The sequence below is a fragment of the Amycolatopsis pittospori genome (assembly GCF_013870525.1).
Lineage (GTDB): Bacteria > Actinomycetota > Actinomycetes > Mycobacteriales > Pseudonocardiaceae > Amycolatopsis > Amycolatopsis pittospori.
Map to the genome: position 1 here is coordinate 1 of NZ_JACBXD010000042.1, position 16,115 is coordinate 16,115.

A 16,115-nucleotide genomic window follows, 5' to 3' on the forward strand; every position below is an offset into this window, starting at 1 on the left:
GGAGTCCGGCGGGCGCTGCTGGTAGCCGGACTGTTCCTGCGGCGGGGTCGGCCGGACGAACTGACCCGACTGCTGCGGCGGGCGCTGCTGGTAGCCGGACTGCTCCTGCGGCGGAGTGGGCCGGGCGAACTGGCCGGATTGCTGCGGCGGCGCGGGGCGCGCGAACTGGCCCGACTCCTGGGGAGGCTGGACCGGCTTCGGCGGGCGCACCGGCGGCGTCTGCCGGGTCGGGGCCGCGGCGTTCGGCGGCACCGGCGACTGCGCGGAATCCTGCTGCGGCGGCGGGAGCGGCCGCGCTCCGGAGTCTTGGGGACGCGGACGACGCGGCGGCCGCGACGGTGGCGGCGGGGTGTCGCCGGAAATCCGGTCGATGATCGCCTGACGCGCGGCGGCTCGGGAGCCTCGTCTTCGTCATCGGCCGCGCGGCGTCGCCTGCGGCGCCCGCCTTCGGGCTGGGCTCCGTGCTGCGCGAGCAGCTCCGCCACGGTCTTCTGCGGCGGGCCGCTCTCTGTTTCGTCCGTCATACCGTGCTGTCCAATGCGCGCTCCAGCCGTTGTGAACCGGCACGCGACGGGGCATCGGCGGCGTCGCGCGCGCTATCCACCGTCATCCGCATTTCCGTCACCTCTTCACCGTGCCCGTTCTCCTTCGACGAAGTCCAGTCGGGCGCTGCCGCCCCCAGTCTCGTCCGCACCATTCGAATGGTCCAGCCGTCGCAGGATGACACCTTCTCGCAGTGCCCACGGACAGATCTCCAGTTCTTCCAGGGAAAGCGCCCGCATGGTGGCTTGTGCGACGAGCGCGCCGGCCACCAGTTGATGCGACCTGCTCGCGCTGACCCCCTCGAGTTGTGCCAGGTCATGGGCGGTCATCCGGGAGATGAACGCGATGAGCTGGCGCAACGCGGTGTCGGTCAGGGTACGTCGCACGTGCGGCCCGCCGGCCGACGGCGCCGCTCCGGTCAGCCTGGCGAGTGACCGGAACGTCTTCGACGTCGCCACGACACGATCGGGTTCACCCAATTTGGCGACCTTCTTCGCGAGCGTGGCGAGCTGCTCTTCGAGCCAGGCCGAAGTCGCGATGAGCTCGGAGCGCGACGGCGGGTCGTTCTGGAACCTCGTCCGGGTGGTCCGGCCCGCGCCCAGCGGGAGCGACTCGGCCAGTTCGGGCTCCTCGTCGCGGCCCATCGCGATCTCCAGGGAGCCACCACCGATGTCGAGCACCAGGAGCTTCCCGGCCGACCAGCCGAACCACCGGCGGACGGCGAGGAAGGTGAGCCGGGACTCGTCGACCCCGGAAAGCACCTTCAGCTCGACCCCGGTCTGCTCCTGGACCTTCGCCAGCACCTTCGGGGCGTTCTTGGCTTCGCGGACCGCGGAGGTCGCGAACGCCATGACCTCTTCGCAGCCGAGACGCAAAGCCGCGGCCTTCGCCGATTCGACCGCCCGGACCAGGCTGTCCGCGCCGGCCCGGCTCAGGTCGCCGTTGCGGGTGATCTGCTCGGCGAGCCGGAGGACGGCTTTTTCGGAATGCATCGGGGTCGGGTGGGCGCCACGGTGGGCGTCGACCACGAGAAGGTGGACGGTGTTGGAACCGACGTCGAGTACCCCTAGGCGCACGAGCGTCTACGGTACCCGCCCGCACGTCAGGTCACGAAACCGTAACCGTGATCTGTATCGCAACAGCGTCGCGTGAAGGTCCCTTCCCACGGCTGAGCAGAGGGAAGGGACCTTCACACGGCTTCGTCACGTCTCGAACTTGTAGCCCAGACCACGCACGGTGACCAGGTGCCGGGGTGAACCCGGATCCGGTTCGATCTTCGACCGCAGGCGCTTCACGTGGACGTCGAGCGTCTTGGTGTCGCCGACGTAGTCCGCGCCCCACACCCGGTCGATGAGCTGCCCGCGTGTGAGCACGCGGCCCACGTTGCGCAGCAGATACTCGAGGAGGTCGAACTCCTTGAGCGGCAAGGAGACCTCCTGGCCGTCGACGGTCACGACGTGCCGCTCGACGTCCATCCGCACCGGTCCGGCGGACAGCACCAGCGGCGCCAGCTCGCCTTCGGAGCCCGGCTCACCGCCGCGGCGCAGCACCGCCCGCACCCGCGCGATGAGCTCGCGGGCCGAGTACGGCTTGGTGACGTAGTCGTCGGCGCCGAGTTCCAGGCCGACGACCTTGTCGATCTCGCTGTCACGCGCGGTCACCATGATCACCGGCACGGCGGAACGCTGCCGGAGCTGCTTGCAGACGTCCGTCCCGCTCATTCCGGGGAGCATCAGGTCGAGCAGGACGATGTCGGCGCCGTTGCGGTCGAATTCCTCGAGCGCCTGCTGTCCCGTTCCGGCCACGGCGGCGGTGAAGCCCTCCTTGCGCAGCAAGAACGCGAGCGGGTCGGCGAACGACTCTTCGTCCTCGACGATGAGAACCCTCGTCACAGGTTTCCTCCATGGTCGGGGCTTTCTTGCCCTGTTGCCACGAGACGGGGTGTCCGCTCGGGGGTCTTCTCCGGCCGGGATGCCGGCGGAGCCTGTTTCGCGGCCGCCGCCGGTTCGGCACCGATATGGGCGGGGATCCGCAGGGTGAACGTCGACCCGGTGCCGGGACGGCTCCAGAGGCCGACCGAACCGCCGTGGTTGGCGGCCACGTGCTTGACGATCGCCAGGCCCAGCCCGGTACCGCCGGTGGCCCGCGACCGCGCCTTGTCGGAGCGGAAGAACCGCTCGAAGACGCGCTGCTGCTCGTCCTCGGCGATGCCGATGCCGCGGTCGGTCACCGCGATCTCGACCTTCCCGTCGACCAGCCGCCTGCTGATCGACACCGGGCTGCCCGGCTGTGAGTACGCGACGGCGTTCTCCAGCAGGTTCGACAACGCGGTGACCATCAGCGTGCGATCGCCCTCGATGAGGAGGCCGCTGGCCGAGTCGGTGGTGATGGTGATTTCGGCGGATTCCGCCGACAGCGTGGTCCGGCCGAGCGCTTCGCGGACGACGGCGTCGACCTCGACCACGTTCAGATCGGGCAGCCGCTCGGCGCCCTGCAGCCGGGACAGCGCGATCAGCTCGGTGACGAGCTGGCCGAGCCGGGTCGACTCGCGGAGGATCTTGCCGCCGAACCGGCGGACCTCCTCCACGTCGTCCGCGGCGTCGAGGACGGCCTCGGTGAGCAACGCGATCGCGCCCACCGGCGTCTTCAGTTCGTGGCTGACGTTCGCGACGAAGTCCCGCCGGACGGCTTCGAGGCGGATGGCCTCGGAGTGGTCGACGGCCTCGACCACGGTGAATCCGTCGCCGAGCGGGCGGACCTCGCCGAGGACGGCTTCGGGCTGGCGGCCCCTCGCCTCCAGCGGGGAAAGGTCGATCTCCATCGGCTCGTCGGTCTCGACCACCTGCTCGGCGGCCTTGCGGGCCCGAGGGTCGGCCTGATTGACCTTCACCAGGCCCAGCTCGTAGGCGCGCGGGTTGTGGAGCACCATGTCGCCGAACCGGTTGAGCACGACGACACCGTTGTTGCTGGACCGCACGAGCCGCTCCAGCAGCTCGGCGACGGTGGGTCCGGCGGGGCGGCGTTCCTCGCGGCGGGCGCGGCCCCTCGCGATCAGGAAGCCGAAAACCACACCGACGATCAATCCGCCGACGGCCAGGGCGAGTGCAACAGGCGTGGTCACAGGGGAATCGTAAGCGCGTGGGTAGCCTTTCGGCCTAGTCCCGGCCGCCTACTCGTGATGCCTATGACACCTGGGGACACCCTGTTCGCCTGCAGGTCAGAAGCCGTTCACGTGGCCGATCCCGGACCGAGACCTCCTGGGTGAGCCGGGTCACCCGAACCGGGGAGGCCGGCGGGATCCGAGGGGGCGCGCTGCCCGGATCCCTACTTTCGTCTTGATTATCCGGGCAGGGTTCTTCCCGCTCACGGGTAAAAGGCGGTGTTCCCGTCACAGTCGGCGGGGAATGTTGGAAGACTGTCGCCGTGGAACTCGTCAGTGACATCTCCCTGATTCGCGGAGAAGAAGAGCTGTTCGACCGGACGGCTCATCTGTTCGTCGCGGCGACCGACATCGCGTGCGCGGCCGATGACCTCTACACCTGGGCGTTGTCCCGGCCGTCCCTCACCCGGCAGGGTGAACGGCTGGTGCGCGACAAACGGATCCGCAAGCTGTACCGCCCCGGTGTCCTGCTCAACGAGCAGACCGCGCAGCATCTGCACCATCTCTCCGAGCTCGGCGCGCAGATCCGGATCGGCACCGAGGAGATCAACGAGGCGATCCTGCTCGACGAGCGGGTGGCCATCATGGCCGGTGACGGCAGCAAGGCCGTGCGCACCTACAGCGTCATCTCGCGGCCGGAGCTGGTTCAGGGCATCCTTTCGCTGTTCGAAACCGCCTGGCAGGCGGCGGCGACGCTGGAGACCTTCGACGCCCGGTTCGCCGACATCCGGATGGAGGCACCGCAGATCCTCGAGTTCCTGACCACCGGCTGCAAGGACGACAAGGCCGCGAAGAGCCTCGGCATGGGCGTGCGCACGTATCAGCGACGCGTGTCCGAGCTGCTGGTCGCGCTCGGCGTCACGTCGCGGCTCCAGGTGGACGCCCGGGCTCGGGAGCTCGGCCTGCTGTGAAGCGCCGGGTGGGTCTCGCCGTCCTGCTCGCGCTCGCGGGCTGCAGCACCACGGTCTCCGGGGCCGCCCGGCCCGAACCCGCCGGCCCGCCCGCCAACCTCGCGCTGGTGAATCCGGCGCAGACCGCGTCCGTGCTGACAGCGGTGAAGACGGCCACCGAAGCGGTGTTCTCCTACGACAGTGCGACCCTGCCCGCCTACGAGAAGGCCGTCGACGAGCATCTGACGTCCGCGGCTCGCGACGAGATGGCCCGCTTGATGGCCGAAGTCCGGAACTCGCCGCAGCCGATCAAACTCGTCACGAGGACGATCGTTTCGGCGGCCGTCGAACAGACGCCGGAGAAGGCGCAGATCCTGGCCGTCCTGGATCAGAGCAGCACCAGGGCGGGCACCACCAGCAAGGGCATCGCTTCGGTGCTGCTGACGACGGTGCGCGACGCCGAACGATGGCGGATCGGCGAGATCAAGGTGAACCCGGCGGCGTCCCCGCTCGCGGCGGAGAAACCGGGCGCGGGTGACCGGGCGATCGCGGCGGTGCGGGACTCTGCCCGCGAAGGCGCCCTGCGAGTCGCGGAGGCCTTGCTGAGCCTGGATTCGGCCGACCCCGAAGGCAGCTACGCCCGCTACGAGGCTGTGTCGACCGGGGAGCTGCTGAAGCGGTTCCAGCGGGACAAGGCGAGCCTGATCGCCCAGTTCCGGACGGCGGGCACGAAGTCGGCACTCGAACCGAACGCGGCCGCCGCGGTGATGGAGATAGTGGACGGCAAGTCGAGTGTGCTGCTCTACGCGTCCACCGCCGTCACGGACGCGGCAGGCCGGACGACGAAGAAGTACCTGCCGATCGTCCTGCGGCTGCAGCGCCTTCCGGAAGGCTGGAAGGCCGCCGGGATCGAGACGGTCCAGCCCCTCCCCTGACGCAATCAGTCCTCTGGTTGCGGTAGTTCGAGAGCGAACCACCGCAACCAGAGGACTCATGAGGGGCAAGGCAAAGGTGGCGTGGCCGGGTCCCCGCTACGAGGCCTGCTCCGCCGGCGAGACGGTGTTGCGAAAGCCACTTTCGCAACGTTCAAGGTTGCGAAAGTGGCTTTCGCAACCCTTCACCTGGGCCGGCGCCAGGCCCGCCACGCCATGTTCGAGTTACCCCTCGATAAATGCGAAGGGGTCTAGCGGCCCTGGTTGGCGACGGCGGCCGCGGCTTCCTTGGCAGCCTCCGGGTCCAGGTAGGTCCCGCCGGCGGTGACCGGCTTGAGGTCGTCGGTGAGGTCGTAGCGCAGCGGGATGCCGGTCGGGATGTTGAGCCCGGCGATGGCGTCGTCGGAGATGCCGTCGAGGTGCTTCACCAGCGCCCGCAGCGAGTTTCCGTGCGCGGCGACCAGCACGGTCTTGCCCGCGCGGAGGTCCGGCACGATCTCGGACTCCCAGTACGGCAGCAGCCGCGCGACGACGTCCTTGAGGCATTCGGTCAGCGGGGCGGCGTCGCCGAGGTCGGCGTAGCGCGCGTCGCCGGCCTGGCTGAACTCGTCGGCCGGGTCGATCGGGGGCGGCGGGGTGTCGTACGAGCGACGCCAGAGCATGAACTGCTCCTCGCCGAACTCGTCCAGCGTCTGCTTCTTGTTCTTGCCCTGCAGCGCGCCGTAGTGCCGCTCGTTGAGCCGCCAGTCGCGCTTCACCGGGATCCAGTGCCGGTCGGCGGCGTCGAGCGCCAGGTTGGCGGTCGAGATCGCGCGGCGCATCAGCGAGGTGTGGACGACGTCCGGCAGCAGTCCGGCGCCGGCGAGCAGCTGCCCGCCCTTGCGCGCTTCCTGCTCGCCCTGCTCCGAAAGCGGGACGTCCACCCAGCCGGTGAACAGGTTTTCGGCGTTCCACGTGCTCTGCCCGTGACGCAGCAGCACCAGAGTCCCAAGCTCAGCCATGGCGCTCAGCCTGCCAGAGCAGGCGAAAGGGCCGCGAACAGGCCTACTTGAACGAGACAGTTCGGTGATGTTCTACAGAGAGTGCGTTACCTGTGAGTAACACCTTCACTCGTCCAGAAGACGGGGTGCCAACAAGTCCGAATCCCCGGCAAACAGGCTGCACTCCGTTATCCCCGATTTCGAAGTTCACTCGAACGGAGTAACCGGTAGTCTTGTGATTACAGGTGGAGATCTGACAGGTTGACTACGTCCCGCGCGGCCGGATTCCACGCACTCCCCGGCTCGACGCGGGTGACGACCGCGACTCGTCTCCCCCCTGCCGAGTCGCGGCGCCCGCCGGCCCCGTTGGCATCCCCCTCGTCACCGGGTCCACCTTGGCGGGAACTTCAGCGGGGCGGCTCGAGATCGCGACTCCCCCCTCCCTCGAGCCGTCCCGCCTAGTCTTTTTCCAGGCCTTAATCCAGCGGCGGCGCGGACGGCAGATCCGATGCCGTCGCCGTCGCGGGCTCCAGCGGACGACGGCGCTTGCGCAGCCACCACACCAGCGCGACCGCGGGGACGCCGAAGACGAGCAGGAACGGCGCCATCGCCCCGATCACGGTCAGCAGGCCGCCGCCGAAGGTCAGGAACGCGTCCCAGCCGTCGGTCAAGCCGCCGAAGAATCCACTGCGCGACTCCTCCGCCGCGGCGACCGTCTCCGCCTTCACCTGCAAGGAGATAGTCGACATGGCGACACTTCCGGCCAGACTTTCGCGGCGCTTCTGAAGCGACTCAAGTTCGGCTTCGCGGCTCGTCAGCTCACTCTCGACCGAAGCGATCTCCGAAACCGAAGTCGCCTTCGCGAGCAGAGCGCGGATGCGCTCGACACTCGCCCTCTGGGTGGCCAGCCGGGAGTCGACGTCGACCATCTGCTCGGTCACGTCGGTCGCGGTGACCTCGCGCCTGATCTGCTTCCCCAGCTTCCCGAGCTGGTCCAGCACGCCGTCGAGGCGCTCGGAGGGGACGACGATGTTCACCGACGCCCGCTTCTCCTGGGTGCTCTCCTGCCCGGTGTACCCGGCCGCGCCCTGAGTGATGACGCGGACCTGCGAGATCACATCGGCCACGTTCGGCGCGGTGAGCTCCATACTCGCCGTGCGCACCAGCTTGCGGTCGGTGATCCCCGGCTGCCCGGCGGGGGCCGGTGGCTTGTCCTGCCCGGCCTTGCCCGCGCTGTCGGTGCTCTCCTTGTTCGGCGCGCCCTGGTTCGGCACCGCCTGCTTCCCGTCGGCGGACATGGGCATCGCGGCGGATTCGCCGTCGGAGCTCTTCGCCGAACAGCCGGCCAGTGCCAGCACGATTCCGGCCGCGGCCACCCATCTCAATCGCTTGCGCATGAGAATCCTTCTCCCTCCAGTGTTGCGGAAAGAGACGGAGCGGACTTCGGCGCCGTTGCACCGTTCGGGTCACGAGTCGGTCAAGGCTCCGGGCTCGTGGCCGTTCGCGGGCTCGATGAGATGTTTGAACGCCGCCAGGTTCGCCAGCGATTCGCCGCGCGAGACCCGCCAATCCCACTCGCGTTTGATCGATTCGGCGAACCCGATTTCCAGGAGCGTGTTGAAGTCGCCGTCGGCGGCCTCCAGCACCTGCCCGAGGATCTTGTCCAGTTCGGACTCGGTCACCGTGTCCAGGCCGAACCGGCCGACCAGGTAGATGTCGCCGATGGCGTCCACGGTGTAGTGCACGCCGTAGAGTTTCGCGTTGCGGCGCAACAGAAAACGGTAAACGTCCTGATGGGACTCGTCGGGACGGCGACAGACGAAGGCCTCGACGGCGAACGCGTGGTCCCCGGCGACCAGCCAGCAGTTGGTCTGCAGCTTCTTGGTCCCGGGCAACGTGACGAAGTACTTTCCCTCGCCGCGTTTGTCGTACTTCAGGCCCGCATTGTCCAAAGAGGACTGCAAGGTCTCGTCGAGCGTCAAACCGCCACCTCCGCGCGCTGTTCCAGGGCACGCCGGAACGCGCCGGTGGCCTGAGCGTACGTGTCCAGCAGCCGGTCGGTCGTGCGGCGCCAGGAAAAACGCTGCGCGTGGACGACGGCGTTGGCCGAAAGTTCGGCACGCCAGCCCGGCCGCAACGCGACGTTCGCGAGCGCGCCCGCCCAGTCCTTCGCATCGTGCGACGGCACCAGCAGTCCGGAGACACCGTGCGGGACGGCGACCGGCAGCCCGCCGACCTCGGCCGCGATCACCGGCGTCCCGCAGGCCTGCGCCTCCAGCGCGACCAGTCCGAACGACTCGTTGTAGCTCGGCACCGCCACGATGTCGGCCGCGCGGTAGACGTTGACCAGCGACCGGCCGGGCTGCGGCGGCATGAACCGTGTCTGCTCCTCGATGCCGAGGGAGACGGCCAGCTCGCGCAGGGCCTGCGGCTGGTCCAGCCCGGTCCCGGACGGGCCGCCGACGATCAGCACGACCAGCCGCGAAGCCAGCTCCGGCCGCTCGCGCAGCATTTCGGCGGCGGCCAGCAGGAGGACGTCGGGTGCCTTCAGCGGCTGGATGCGGCCCGCGAAGGCCAGCACGATCGCGTCCTGCGGCAGGCCCAGCGCGCGGCGCGCGGCCGGCTGCGAACCCGGCGTGAAGCGGTCGAGGTCGACTCCGGGCGGGATGGCGTGCACGGCGTGCGGATCGGCGTCGTACAGCTCGATCAGTTCGCGGGCCTCGACGCGGGTGTTCGCGACCAGACAGTCCGCCTCCTCGACGACCTGCTGCTCGCCGATCACGCGGGTGCGGGGCTCGGGGGTGTCCCCCTCGGCCAGCGCCGCGTTCTTGACCTTGGCCAGGGTGTGCGCGGTGTGCACCAGCGGCACGCCCCAGCGGTCACGGGCCAGCCAGCCTGCCTGGCCCGAAAGCCAGTAATGCGAATGGATGAGGTCGTAGTAGCCGGGCTCGTGGAACGCCTCGGCCCGCAGCACCCCGGCGGTGAACGCGCAGAGCTGCGCAGGCAGTTCGTCACGTCCGAGGGGCTCGAAGGGCCCCGCCGGAATGTGCCGCACCAGCACGCCCGGCGCCAGCTCGGCGACCGGGGGCTGGTCCGAAGACGTCGCCCGCGTGAACACCTCGACCTCGACGCCGCGACGGGCCATCTCGGTCGCCGTCTGGCTCACGTAGACGTTCATCCCGCCGGCGTCGCCGGTACCCGGCTGCTCCAGCGGAGAGGTGTGCAAGGACAGCACCGCGACGCGCCTGGGCGCAGCGTCGAACCCGTGCAGAGGGAACGTCACCTGGTCAACACTCCTGAAGTCCTACTGATCGGCGAACCCGCGCAGCAGGCCACCGAACTCATCCGCCGCTTCGGCGAACGGCAGATGCCCCACCTCAGGTAACCAACGCATGACGGCACCCTGAATCTTCCCGGCCGCGTATTCCGCGGACGTCGGATCGATCACAGCGTCCGCGAGACCATGGACGATCAGCGTCGGTTTGTCCAGATCACGAAGAACGTCCTCGCTCCCGACGTCCCGCCGAAAGAGCGCGGAGCGCACCGAAGGCGGGGTGGCGAGGATCGTGCCGAGCAGCGACTGGGCCAGCGTCCCGGACACCGGCGCGGCCGTCATGGCCGCGCTGAACTGCACCGATGCGGGGATCGCGACCGCCGGATCGTCCGAGAGCACCGCCGGGAGAGCCTCACGCATCGCGGCCCCGACCTTCCCGCCAGGGCGGTTCTTGCCGATTTCTGTGATGGCGCCCACAAGCACGACGCCGCCGAGCCGTGCGGAACCGTGCACGCGGAGATAGTCGGTGATGACCAGCCCGCCGTAGGACCAGCCGACGACGATCGCGTCTTCACCGGCGAAGTCGAGCACGGAGGCGAGGTCTTCGGCCCAGACCCGCGAATCGTCATAGCCCGCGGAGGGCACCTCGGAGTCCCCGTGACCGCGCAGATCCATCGCGACCAGGCGAAACCGCTCGGACAGCGCCGGATCCGCCATCTGGGGCGCCCAGGCACGGGCGGACTGGGCCCAGCCGTGCACGAAAACTATCGGACGGGTGTTCTCGGCGCCTTCGACCCACAAGCCGATGCGCGTGCCGCCGTAGCCGACTACCTCGGTCTTCATTCCTCGCACTTTATGAGGTCGGTCGGGTTGGTCGTGAGTGGCGATTCGGGTTAGAACCCGAATCGCCACTCACGACCCACCCGGCCGAACGGCCACCGCCGCCCCTTCACCCGGCTACTACTTGATCGCCGAGAGGGCCTTCCAGGACTTCCAGTCGTAGAACCAGTTCTTGACGTCCGATTTGGTCGGACTGCCCAGTTTGGAGCCGGTGATCTCGACCGGGTCGCCGATCATCGCCGAGTCGAAGTACTTCTTCGCGTCCGCTTCGAGCAGGTTCACGCAGCCGTGCGAGGTGTTGGCCTTGCCGATGTTCGAGGCGTTGTCCTGGTTCTCGTGGATGTACTCGCCGTTGTTCGAGATCCGGCAGGACCACTTCTTGTTGACGTTGGTGTAGCCGTAGCGCGCGTTGTCGAACCGCGCCATCGGCTCCTTCGTCATCACGATGAACGTGCCGTTCGGGGTGTTGCGCTGGACGTCGCCGTCGAGTCCGTTCGAGCACGGGTAGCTCGCCGACTCCGCGCCACCGCGGTAGACCTTCATCGTGTGGTCCGGGGTGTTGATCTTGACGACCTGGTTGCGGCCGATCTTGAACTTGGTGGTGACGTCGGCCTTGCCGTACGCGCCGCCGCCGAGCGGGACGCCGTAGAGCTTCGCCTCGACGTTGACGGTGATGTTGGCGGGCCAGTACTCCTTCGGCCGCCAGTCGACCTGGGTCTCCGAAAGCCAGCCCCAGGAGCCCTCGACGTCCTTGTCTGTCGTCACCTTGAGCGCCTTCTCGGCGGACGCCTTGTCCTTGACCGGGGACGCGAACTTCACGCTGATCGGCATCGCGACGCCGACCTCGGCGTTGTCGGTCGGGTTCAGCGTGGCGCGAACCTCCTTGGCCGGCTTGACCGTGGAGAAGGTGCCCTTGAACTCGGCGGGCTTGTTGTCGCTGCCGGTGGCCTTCGCCGCGTACGTGTACGTCTTGCCGTAGCCGAGGACCTCGGAACTGGTCCAGGTCAGGCCGTCGGGGGAAAGCTCGCCCTTGACGTCCTTGCCGGAGTCGCCGGTGACCTTGACCTCGGTGAGCTTGCCGTCGGCGACCTTGACCACGACCGGCGTGACCACGGAGGCGTCCTTGGCGTCGGCGGCGGGTTCGGCGGTGATCTTGGCGACCGGCGGCGCGGCTGCCTCACCTTCGCCGCCACTGCCCTGAGGCTTGGCGTTGCCGCCTTCCTCGCTGGAGCAGGCAGCGGCCAGCATGGCCGCACCCGCGGCGAGCGCGGCCTTGAACACCGTGCGCCGTTCGATCACCGTGAACCTCCCATTAGCCCTCTGGCGAGCGCCTACCCGCTCAGCGCCGAGGACCTCTCCGACGTTACCCGCGGCGACGGAACTCACCCTCGCCCCTCAGAGGGATAGACGCGCGAGGGATGTCCGGGGTTGTTCGCCATTTTCCGGTTTGCATACCGAAATGCCTGGCCCTCGGGGCACGAGTACCCGAGCCGTCCGCGTTTAGTCCTCTGAATGCGGACGCCCTCTAGAGCGAGCAATTGATGAGCAAGGGCTCCGGGTGCAGGGAGACGCCGAAGCGAGCCTCGACACCGTCGCGCACTTCGCGCGCCAGGGCGAGGAGATCCGCCGTCGATGCCTTACCCCGGTTGGTGAGCGCGAGAGTGTGCTTCGTCGACAGCGAGACGCGGCCTCCGGGACCTTCATGCCCCTTCGCGAACCCGGCGCGCTCGATCAGCCAGGCGGCGGACAGCTTCGTGCCCCCGGGCGCGGGGTACTGCGGCACTCGGACGTCTTCGCCGACGACGTCAAGGGCACTGACGATTCCCGCCAGGACCTTCGCGACCTGGGCCTCTTCGATGATGGGGTTGGTGAAGAACGAGCCGGCGCTCCAGGTGTCGTGGTCGTCCGCGTCGAGGACCATGCCCTTGCCGCGACGCAGCCCGAGGACCGCTTCGCGCGCTTCGGCGACCGGGACTCGGTCGCCGATCTCGACGCCGAGCGTGCGGGCGAGTTCGGCGTAGCGGACCGGGGCCGAGAGACCGTCTTCGGTGACGTTGAAGCGCACAGTGAGCACCACACCGGCGTCGGTCCCCTTGAGGATCGACGTCCGGTAGCCGAAGCCGAGTTCCTCGGCGGTCAGGGTCCGGATCTCGCGGGCGGCGCGGTCGTAGAGGTCGACCGAGACCAGCGTCTCCGCCACCTCGCAGCCGTACGCGCCGACGTTCTGGATCGGCGTCGCGCCGACCGAACCGGGGATCCCGGAGAGGCATTCGAGGCCGCCGACGCCTTCGGCGACCAGACCCTCCACAAAGGCGTCCCAGTTGTGCCCGGCCGCGACCTCGACGAGACCTGCGTCACGCGTCCAGCCGGTGTTGCCGACCTTCAGCAATGTGCCCGCGAAGCCCTCGTCGGCGACGACGAGGTTCGAGCCGCCGCCGAGCAGCAGGACCGGCTCGCCCGCGTCGTCGGCCTCGCGGACCGCGTCGACCAGGGCCTGCGCTGTCGTCGCCTCGACGTAGCGCCGCGCCGGGCCGCCGAGCCGCAGCGTCGTGTGGTCGGCGAGGACGGCGTGCTGGGTGGGAGTTTCGGCAGTGCTCACGCCCACGAACGGTACTGTCTGGCGCCATGGCCTCCCGTATCGAGCACCGCACAGCGTTCTCCGCAGACCTCGCGACCACGTTCGACGCGGTCGCCGGTGAGGCGGCGCTGCGGGCACGGCTCGAGCAGATCGGCGGCGACAACGCGGAGTTGCTGGAGTACGCGCCCGCGGGCGACGACACGGGCGGCGTGCGCTACAAGCTGCGTCAGGGCATCAGCTCGGACAAGCTCCCGTCGGCCGTGCGGACGCTGCACCGGGGCGACCTCGTCGTCGAACGCGAGCAGGTCTGGCGCGCCGCCGGCAACGGGTACACGGGCACCGCGACGGCGTCCGTGCACGGCGTGCCGGGCGAGATCTCCGCGAAGACGTCCCTGACCGGCGAAGGCGAGCAGACGACGCTGGTCAACAGCGGCGAGGTCAAGGTGCGGATCCCGCTCGTCGGCGGGAAGCTGGAGAACGTGATCGCCGAACAGGTCACCAAACTGCTGGAGCGCGAAGCTGAATTCGTCGCGAAGTGGCTGGCCGAGCGCTGAAACCCGTCGGGGCACCGACACGAGGGACGACCAACCCCAACCGGCTCCGTCGCGTCGACCGGTGGCTCGCGAGCGACGTGAGCGTGACACGGCTGTTGCTCCGCGCGGACGAACCGCTGGTGGTGGACCTCGGCTACGGCGCCTCGCCGGTGACCACGGTGGAGATGGCGCGGTGGCTGCGATCCGTGCGCCGTGACGTCCGGGTGCTGGGCCTGGAACTGGACGCCGAACGCGTCGCGGTCGCGCAGTCCGCCGTCGATCGGCCGTGGCTGGACTTCCGGCGTGGCGGCTTCGAACTCGCCGGGTCGCGGCCGCAGGTGGTACGCGCGTTCAACGTGCTGCGGCAGTACGACGAGACCGAGGTCGCCGGCGCCTGGTCGCTGATGCTGGACGCGATGGCGCCGGACGGCCTCCTCGTCGAAGGCACCTGCGACGAGATCGGACGACTGAGCACCTGGGTCGCGGTCGGGCACGACGGACCGCGCGCGCTGACCCTTTCGGTACATCTCGCCAGCCTGGAACGTCCGTCCACAGTGGCCGAACGGCTGCCCAAGATCCTGATTCACCGCAACGTTCCCGGCGAACGCGTCCACGATCTACTGTCCACACTGGACGTCTGCTGGGCGACCGCCGCGCCGCATCAGAACTTCGGCGTCCGGGCCCGGTGGGCGCATACCGTGCACCTGCTCACCGCCCGGGGCTGGCCGGTGCTGAACCGGCCCTCCCGATGGCGGCTCGGCGAGCTCACGGTTCCGTGGTCCTCGGTCGCCCCGGGTTAGGAATTCATCGGCCGAACCCCGCTCCGTCACCCCAAAGCGACCTGCGGTGATCACCATGGAGCCGTGGAACTGCTGGAGTACGTCACCGAGCTGCTGCGCGGCACGCTGGGCTCACCCTGGCTCTGGGTGATCGTGTTCCTCGTGTCCGGGTTGGACGCGCTCCTGCCGTTCATGCCGAGCGAGACCACCGTCATCACCGTCGCCGTCCTGATCGGGCCGGATCTGCCGCAACTCGCGCTGCTCGCCGTCGTCGCCGCGCTCGGGGCCTGGCTGGGCGACTGCCTCGGCTACACCGTGGGCGCCGCGGCGGGCCCGCGAGCGCTCGCCCGTCTGCAGCGCGGTCCCGAAGGCTTGCGGCGCTACGAATGGGCGAAGATCCAGGTGCAGCGCAACGCCGTCCTGCTGATCCTCGCCGCCCGCTACCTGCCCGGCGGCCGCGTCGCGAGCGGTCTCGCCAACGGCAGCCTGGGCTACCCACCGCGGAAGTTCGTCCCGCTCGACGCCCTCGGCGCCAGCGTCTGGGCGGTGTACAGCGTCCTGATCGGTCTCGTCGGCGGAGCGACCTTCGCGGACGAGCCGGAGAAAGGCCTTCTGCTGTCCTTCGCACTCGGTCTGCTGCTGGTCGGAGCGATCGAGATCGGGCGACGCGTCCGCGTCCGCATCCTGACCCGGCGCCGCGCCGCGGCCGGGACCGGCGACAATGGAGTCCGTGTCGAACCCTGAACGCCGCTATGTGATCACCTTCGGCTGCCCCGACCGCACCGGCATCATCGCCCGCATCTCGGGCTTCCTCGCCGAGCACGGCGGCTGGATCGTCGAAGCGGCGTACCACACCGACCCGGACACCGGCTGGTTCTTCACCCGCCAGGTCGTCCGCGCCGACTCGCTCCCCTTCGACGCCACCGAACTTCGCACGCGCTTCGCCGACGTCGCGGAGTCCCTTTCGGACGAGTCGAGCTGGCAGGTCAGCGACACGGGTGAGCGCCGTCGCGCGGTGATCTTGGTCTCCAAGGCGGGGCACTGCCTCTACGACCTCCTCGGCCGCGTCGCCTCCGGCGAACTGGACGTCGACGTCGCCGCCGTCATCGGCAACCACGAGTCGCTGGGCGACATCACCCGCGCCCACGGCATCCCGTTCCACCACGTCCCGTTCCCCGCCGGCGCCGCGGAAGCCAAGGCGTCCGCCTTCGCCGAGGTGCGGAAACTGGTCGACGAGCACGACCCGCACGCCGTCGTCCTCGCCCGGTTCATGCAGGTCCTGCCCGCGGAGCTGTGCGAGGCCTGGGCCGGGCGGGCGCTCAACATCCACCACAGCTTCCTGCCGTCGTTCGTCGGCGCGCGGCCGTACCACCAGGCCCACGCGCGGGGCGTCAAGCTCATCGGCGCGACCTGCCATTACGTCACCGCCGACCTCGACGCGGGGCCGATCGTCGACCAGGACGTCATCCGCGTCGACCACGGCGACTCGGTCGAGGACATGGTCCGCAAGGGCCGCGACATCGAGAAGGTGACGCTGGCGCGTGGACTGCGGTGGCACCTCGAGGGCCGCGTGCTGGTGCACGGGAACCGAACCGTCGTCTTCTAG

16 protein-coding genes and 1 pseudogene are annotated in these 16,115 nt (G+C 69.2%); 6 read left to right on the forward strand and 11 right to left on the reverse strand.

Features of this window, described 5'->3' with window-relative positions:
* The 4 genes and pseudogenes from H5J31_RS39940 to H5J31_RS22875 all read right to left on the reverse strand — a co-directional run.
* A pseudogene (locus H5J31_RS39940) lies at positions 1 to 252 on the reverse strand (hypothetical protein); the annotation flags it as partial.
* A 377-nt stretch (positions 253 to 629) separates the two neighbouring features.
* Positions 630 to 1,619 (reverse strand): Ppx/GppA phosphatase family protein, encoded by a 990-nt coding sequence (locus H5J31_RS22865; protein ID WP_181774682.1) that lies wholly within the window; start codon positions 1,617 to 1,619, stop codon positions 630 to 632.
* Positions 1,620 to 1,745: 126 nt separating this feature from the next.
* On the reverse strand, positions 1,746 to 2,435 hold the full coding sequence (locus tag H5J31_RS22870; protein ID WP_181774683.1) for a response regulator: 690 nt from the start codon (positions 2,433 to 2,435) through the stop codon (positions 1,746 to 1,748).
* Complete coding sequence (locus H5J31_RS22875) at positions 2,432 to 3,664, reverse strand: sensor histidine kinase (protein WP_181774684.1); 1,233 nt, start codon at positions 3,662 to 3,664, stop codon at positions 2,432 to 2,434. The genes H5J31_RS22870 and H5J31_RS22875 overlap by 4 nt, the downstream gene beginning before the upstream one ends.
* 302 nt (positions 3,665 to 3,966) lie before the next feature.
* On the opposite strand from H5J31_RS22875, the gene H5J31_RS22880 reads away from it, so the two are divergent.
* Together H5J31_RS22880 and H5J31_RS22885 are read left to right on the forward strand one after the other, a co-directional pair.
* Entirely contained in the window at positions 3,967 to 4,614 is a 648-nt protein-coding gene (locus H5J31_RS22880) for a response regulator transcription factor (RefSeq protein WP_181774685.1), read from the forward strand.
* Entirely contained in the window at positions 4,611 to 5,528 is a 918-nt protein-coding gene (locus H5J31_RS22885) for a hypothetical protein (RefSeq protein ID WP_181774686.1), read from the forward strand. The genes H5J31_RS22880 and H5J31_RS22885 overlap by 4 nt, the downstream gene beginning before the upstream one ends.
* A 248-nt stretch (positions 5,529 to 5,776) precedes the next feature.
* Here the strand turns inward: H5J31_RS22885 and H5J31_RS22890 are convergent, their stop codons facing one another.
* The 7 genes from H5J31_RS22890 to H5J31_RS22920 form a co-directional block, all read right to left on the reverse strand.
* Complete coding sequence (locus H5J31_RS22890; protein ID WP_181774687.1) at positions 5,777 to 6,526, reverse strand: phosphoglyceromutase; 750 nt, start codon at positions 6,524 to 6,526, stop codon at positions 5,777 to 5,779.
* Between the two features lie 455 nt (positions 6,527 to 6,981).
* Entirely contained in the window at positions 6,982 to 7,902 is a 921-nt protein-coding gene (locus H5J31_RS22895; protein WP_181774688.1) for a DUF4349 domain-containing protein, read from the reverse strand.
* 69 nt (positions 7,903 to 7,971) lie between these two features.
* Positions 7,972 to 8,487 carry a type III secretion system chaperone family protein gene (locus H5J31_RS22900; RefSeq protein ID WP_181774689.1) on the reverse strand — a complete coding sequence of 172 codons (516 nt, stop codon included), beginning with the start codon at positions 8,485 to 8,487 and terminating at the stop codon, positions 7,972 to 7,974.
* Complete coding sequence (gene mshA, locus H5J31_RS22905; RefSeq protein WP_181774690.1) at positions 8,484 to 9,788, reverse strand: D-inositol-3-phosphate glycosyltransferase; 1,305 nt, start codon at positions 9,786 to 9,788, stop codon at positions 8,484 to 8,486. The genes H5J31_RS22900 and mshA overlap by 4 nt, the downstream gene beginning before the upstream one ends.
* Before the next feature lie 21 nt (positions 9,789 to 9,809).
* Positions 9,810 to 10,622: an alpha/beta fold hydrolase gene (locus H5J31_RS22910; RefSeq protein ID WP_181774691.1), complete on the reverse strand. Its 813-nt coding sequence runs from the start codon at positions 10,620 to 10,622 to the stop codon at positions 9,810 to 9,812.
* A 117-nt stretch (positions 10,623 to 10,739) separates the two neighbouring features.
* Positions 10,740 to 11,918, reverse strand: a complete 1,179-nt coding sequence (locus tag H5J31_RS22915) for a L,D-transpeptidase (protein ID WP_181774692.1) — start codon at positions 11,916 to 11,918, stop codon at positions 10,740 to 10,742.
* A gap of 226 nt (positions 11,919 to 12,144) precedes the next feature.
* Positions 12,145 to 13,218 (reverse strand): UDP-N-acetylmuramate dehydrogenase, encoded by a 1,074-nt coding sequence (locus tag H5J31_RS22920; RefSeq protein WP_181774693.1) that lies wholly within the window; start codon positions 13,216 to 13,218, stop codon positions 12,145 to 12,147.
* A gap of 26 nt (positions 13,219 to 13,244) precedes the next feature.
* Here H5J31_RS22920 and H5J31_RS22925 point away from each other — a divergent pair, with 26 nt between their 5' ends.
* From H5J31_RS22925 to purU, 4 genes are all read left to right on the forward strand, one after another.
* Positions 13,245 to 13,751 carry a DUF2505 domain-containing protein gene (locus tag H5J31_RS22925; RefSeq protein ID WP_181774694.1) on the forward strand — a complete coding sequence of 169 codons (507 nt, stop codon included), beginning with the start codon at positions 13,245 to 13,247 and terminating at the stop codon, positions 13,749 to 13,751.
* Entirely contained in the window at positions 13,733 to 14,530 is a 798-nt protein-coding gene (locus tag H5J31_RS22930; protein ID WP_181774695.1) for a class I SAM-dependent methyltransferase, read from the forward strand. The genes H5J31_RS22925 and H5J31_RS22930 overlap by 19 nt, the downstream gene beginning before the upstream one ends.
* A gap of 63 nt (positions 14,531 to 14,593) precedes the next feature.
* The gene (locus tag H5J31_RS22935) at positions 14,594 to 15,253 is read left to right on the forward strand and encodes a DedA family protein (RefSeq protein WP_181774696.1); all 660 of its coding nucleotides are present in this window, start codon (positions 14,594 to 14,596) and stop codon (positions 15,251 to 15,253) included.
* Entirely contained in the window at positions 15,231 to 16,115 is an 885-nt protein-coding gene (purU, locus tag H5J31_RS22940) for a formyltetrahydrofolate deformylase (protein ID WP_181774697.1), read from the forward strand. Before H5J31_RS22935 ends, purU begins: the two co-directional genes overlap by 23 nt.

Excerpts from the sequence above, each read along its gene's own strand:
- H5J31_RS22890 (WP_181774687.1), bottom strand. The coding sequence starts at position 6,526 with ATGGCTGAGCTTGGGACTCTGGTGCTGCTGCGTCACGGGCAGAGCACG.
- H5J31_RS22910 (WP_181774691.1), bottom strand. The coding sequence starts at position 10,622 with ATGAAGACCGAGGTAGTCGGCTACGGCGGCACGCGCATCGGCTTGTGG.
- purU (WP_181774697.1), top strand. The coding sequence starts at position 15,231 with ATGGAGTCCGTGTCGAACCCTGAACGCCGCTATGTGATCACCTTCGGC.
- H5J31_RS22895 (WP_181774688.1), bottom strand. The coding sequence starts at position 7,902 with ATGCGCAAGCGATTGAGATGGGTGGCCGCGGCCGGAATCGTGCTGGCA.
- H5J31_RS22925 (WP_181774694.1), top strand. The coding sequence starts at position 13,245 with ATGGCCTCCCGTATCGAGCACCGCACAGCGTTCTCCGCAGACCTCGCG.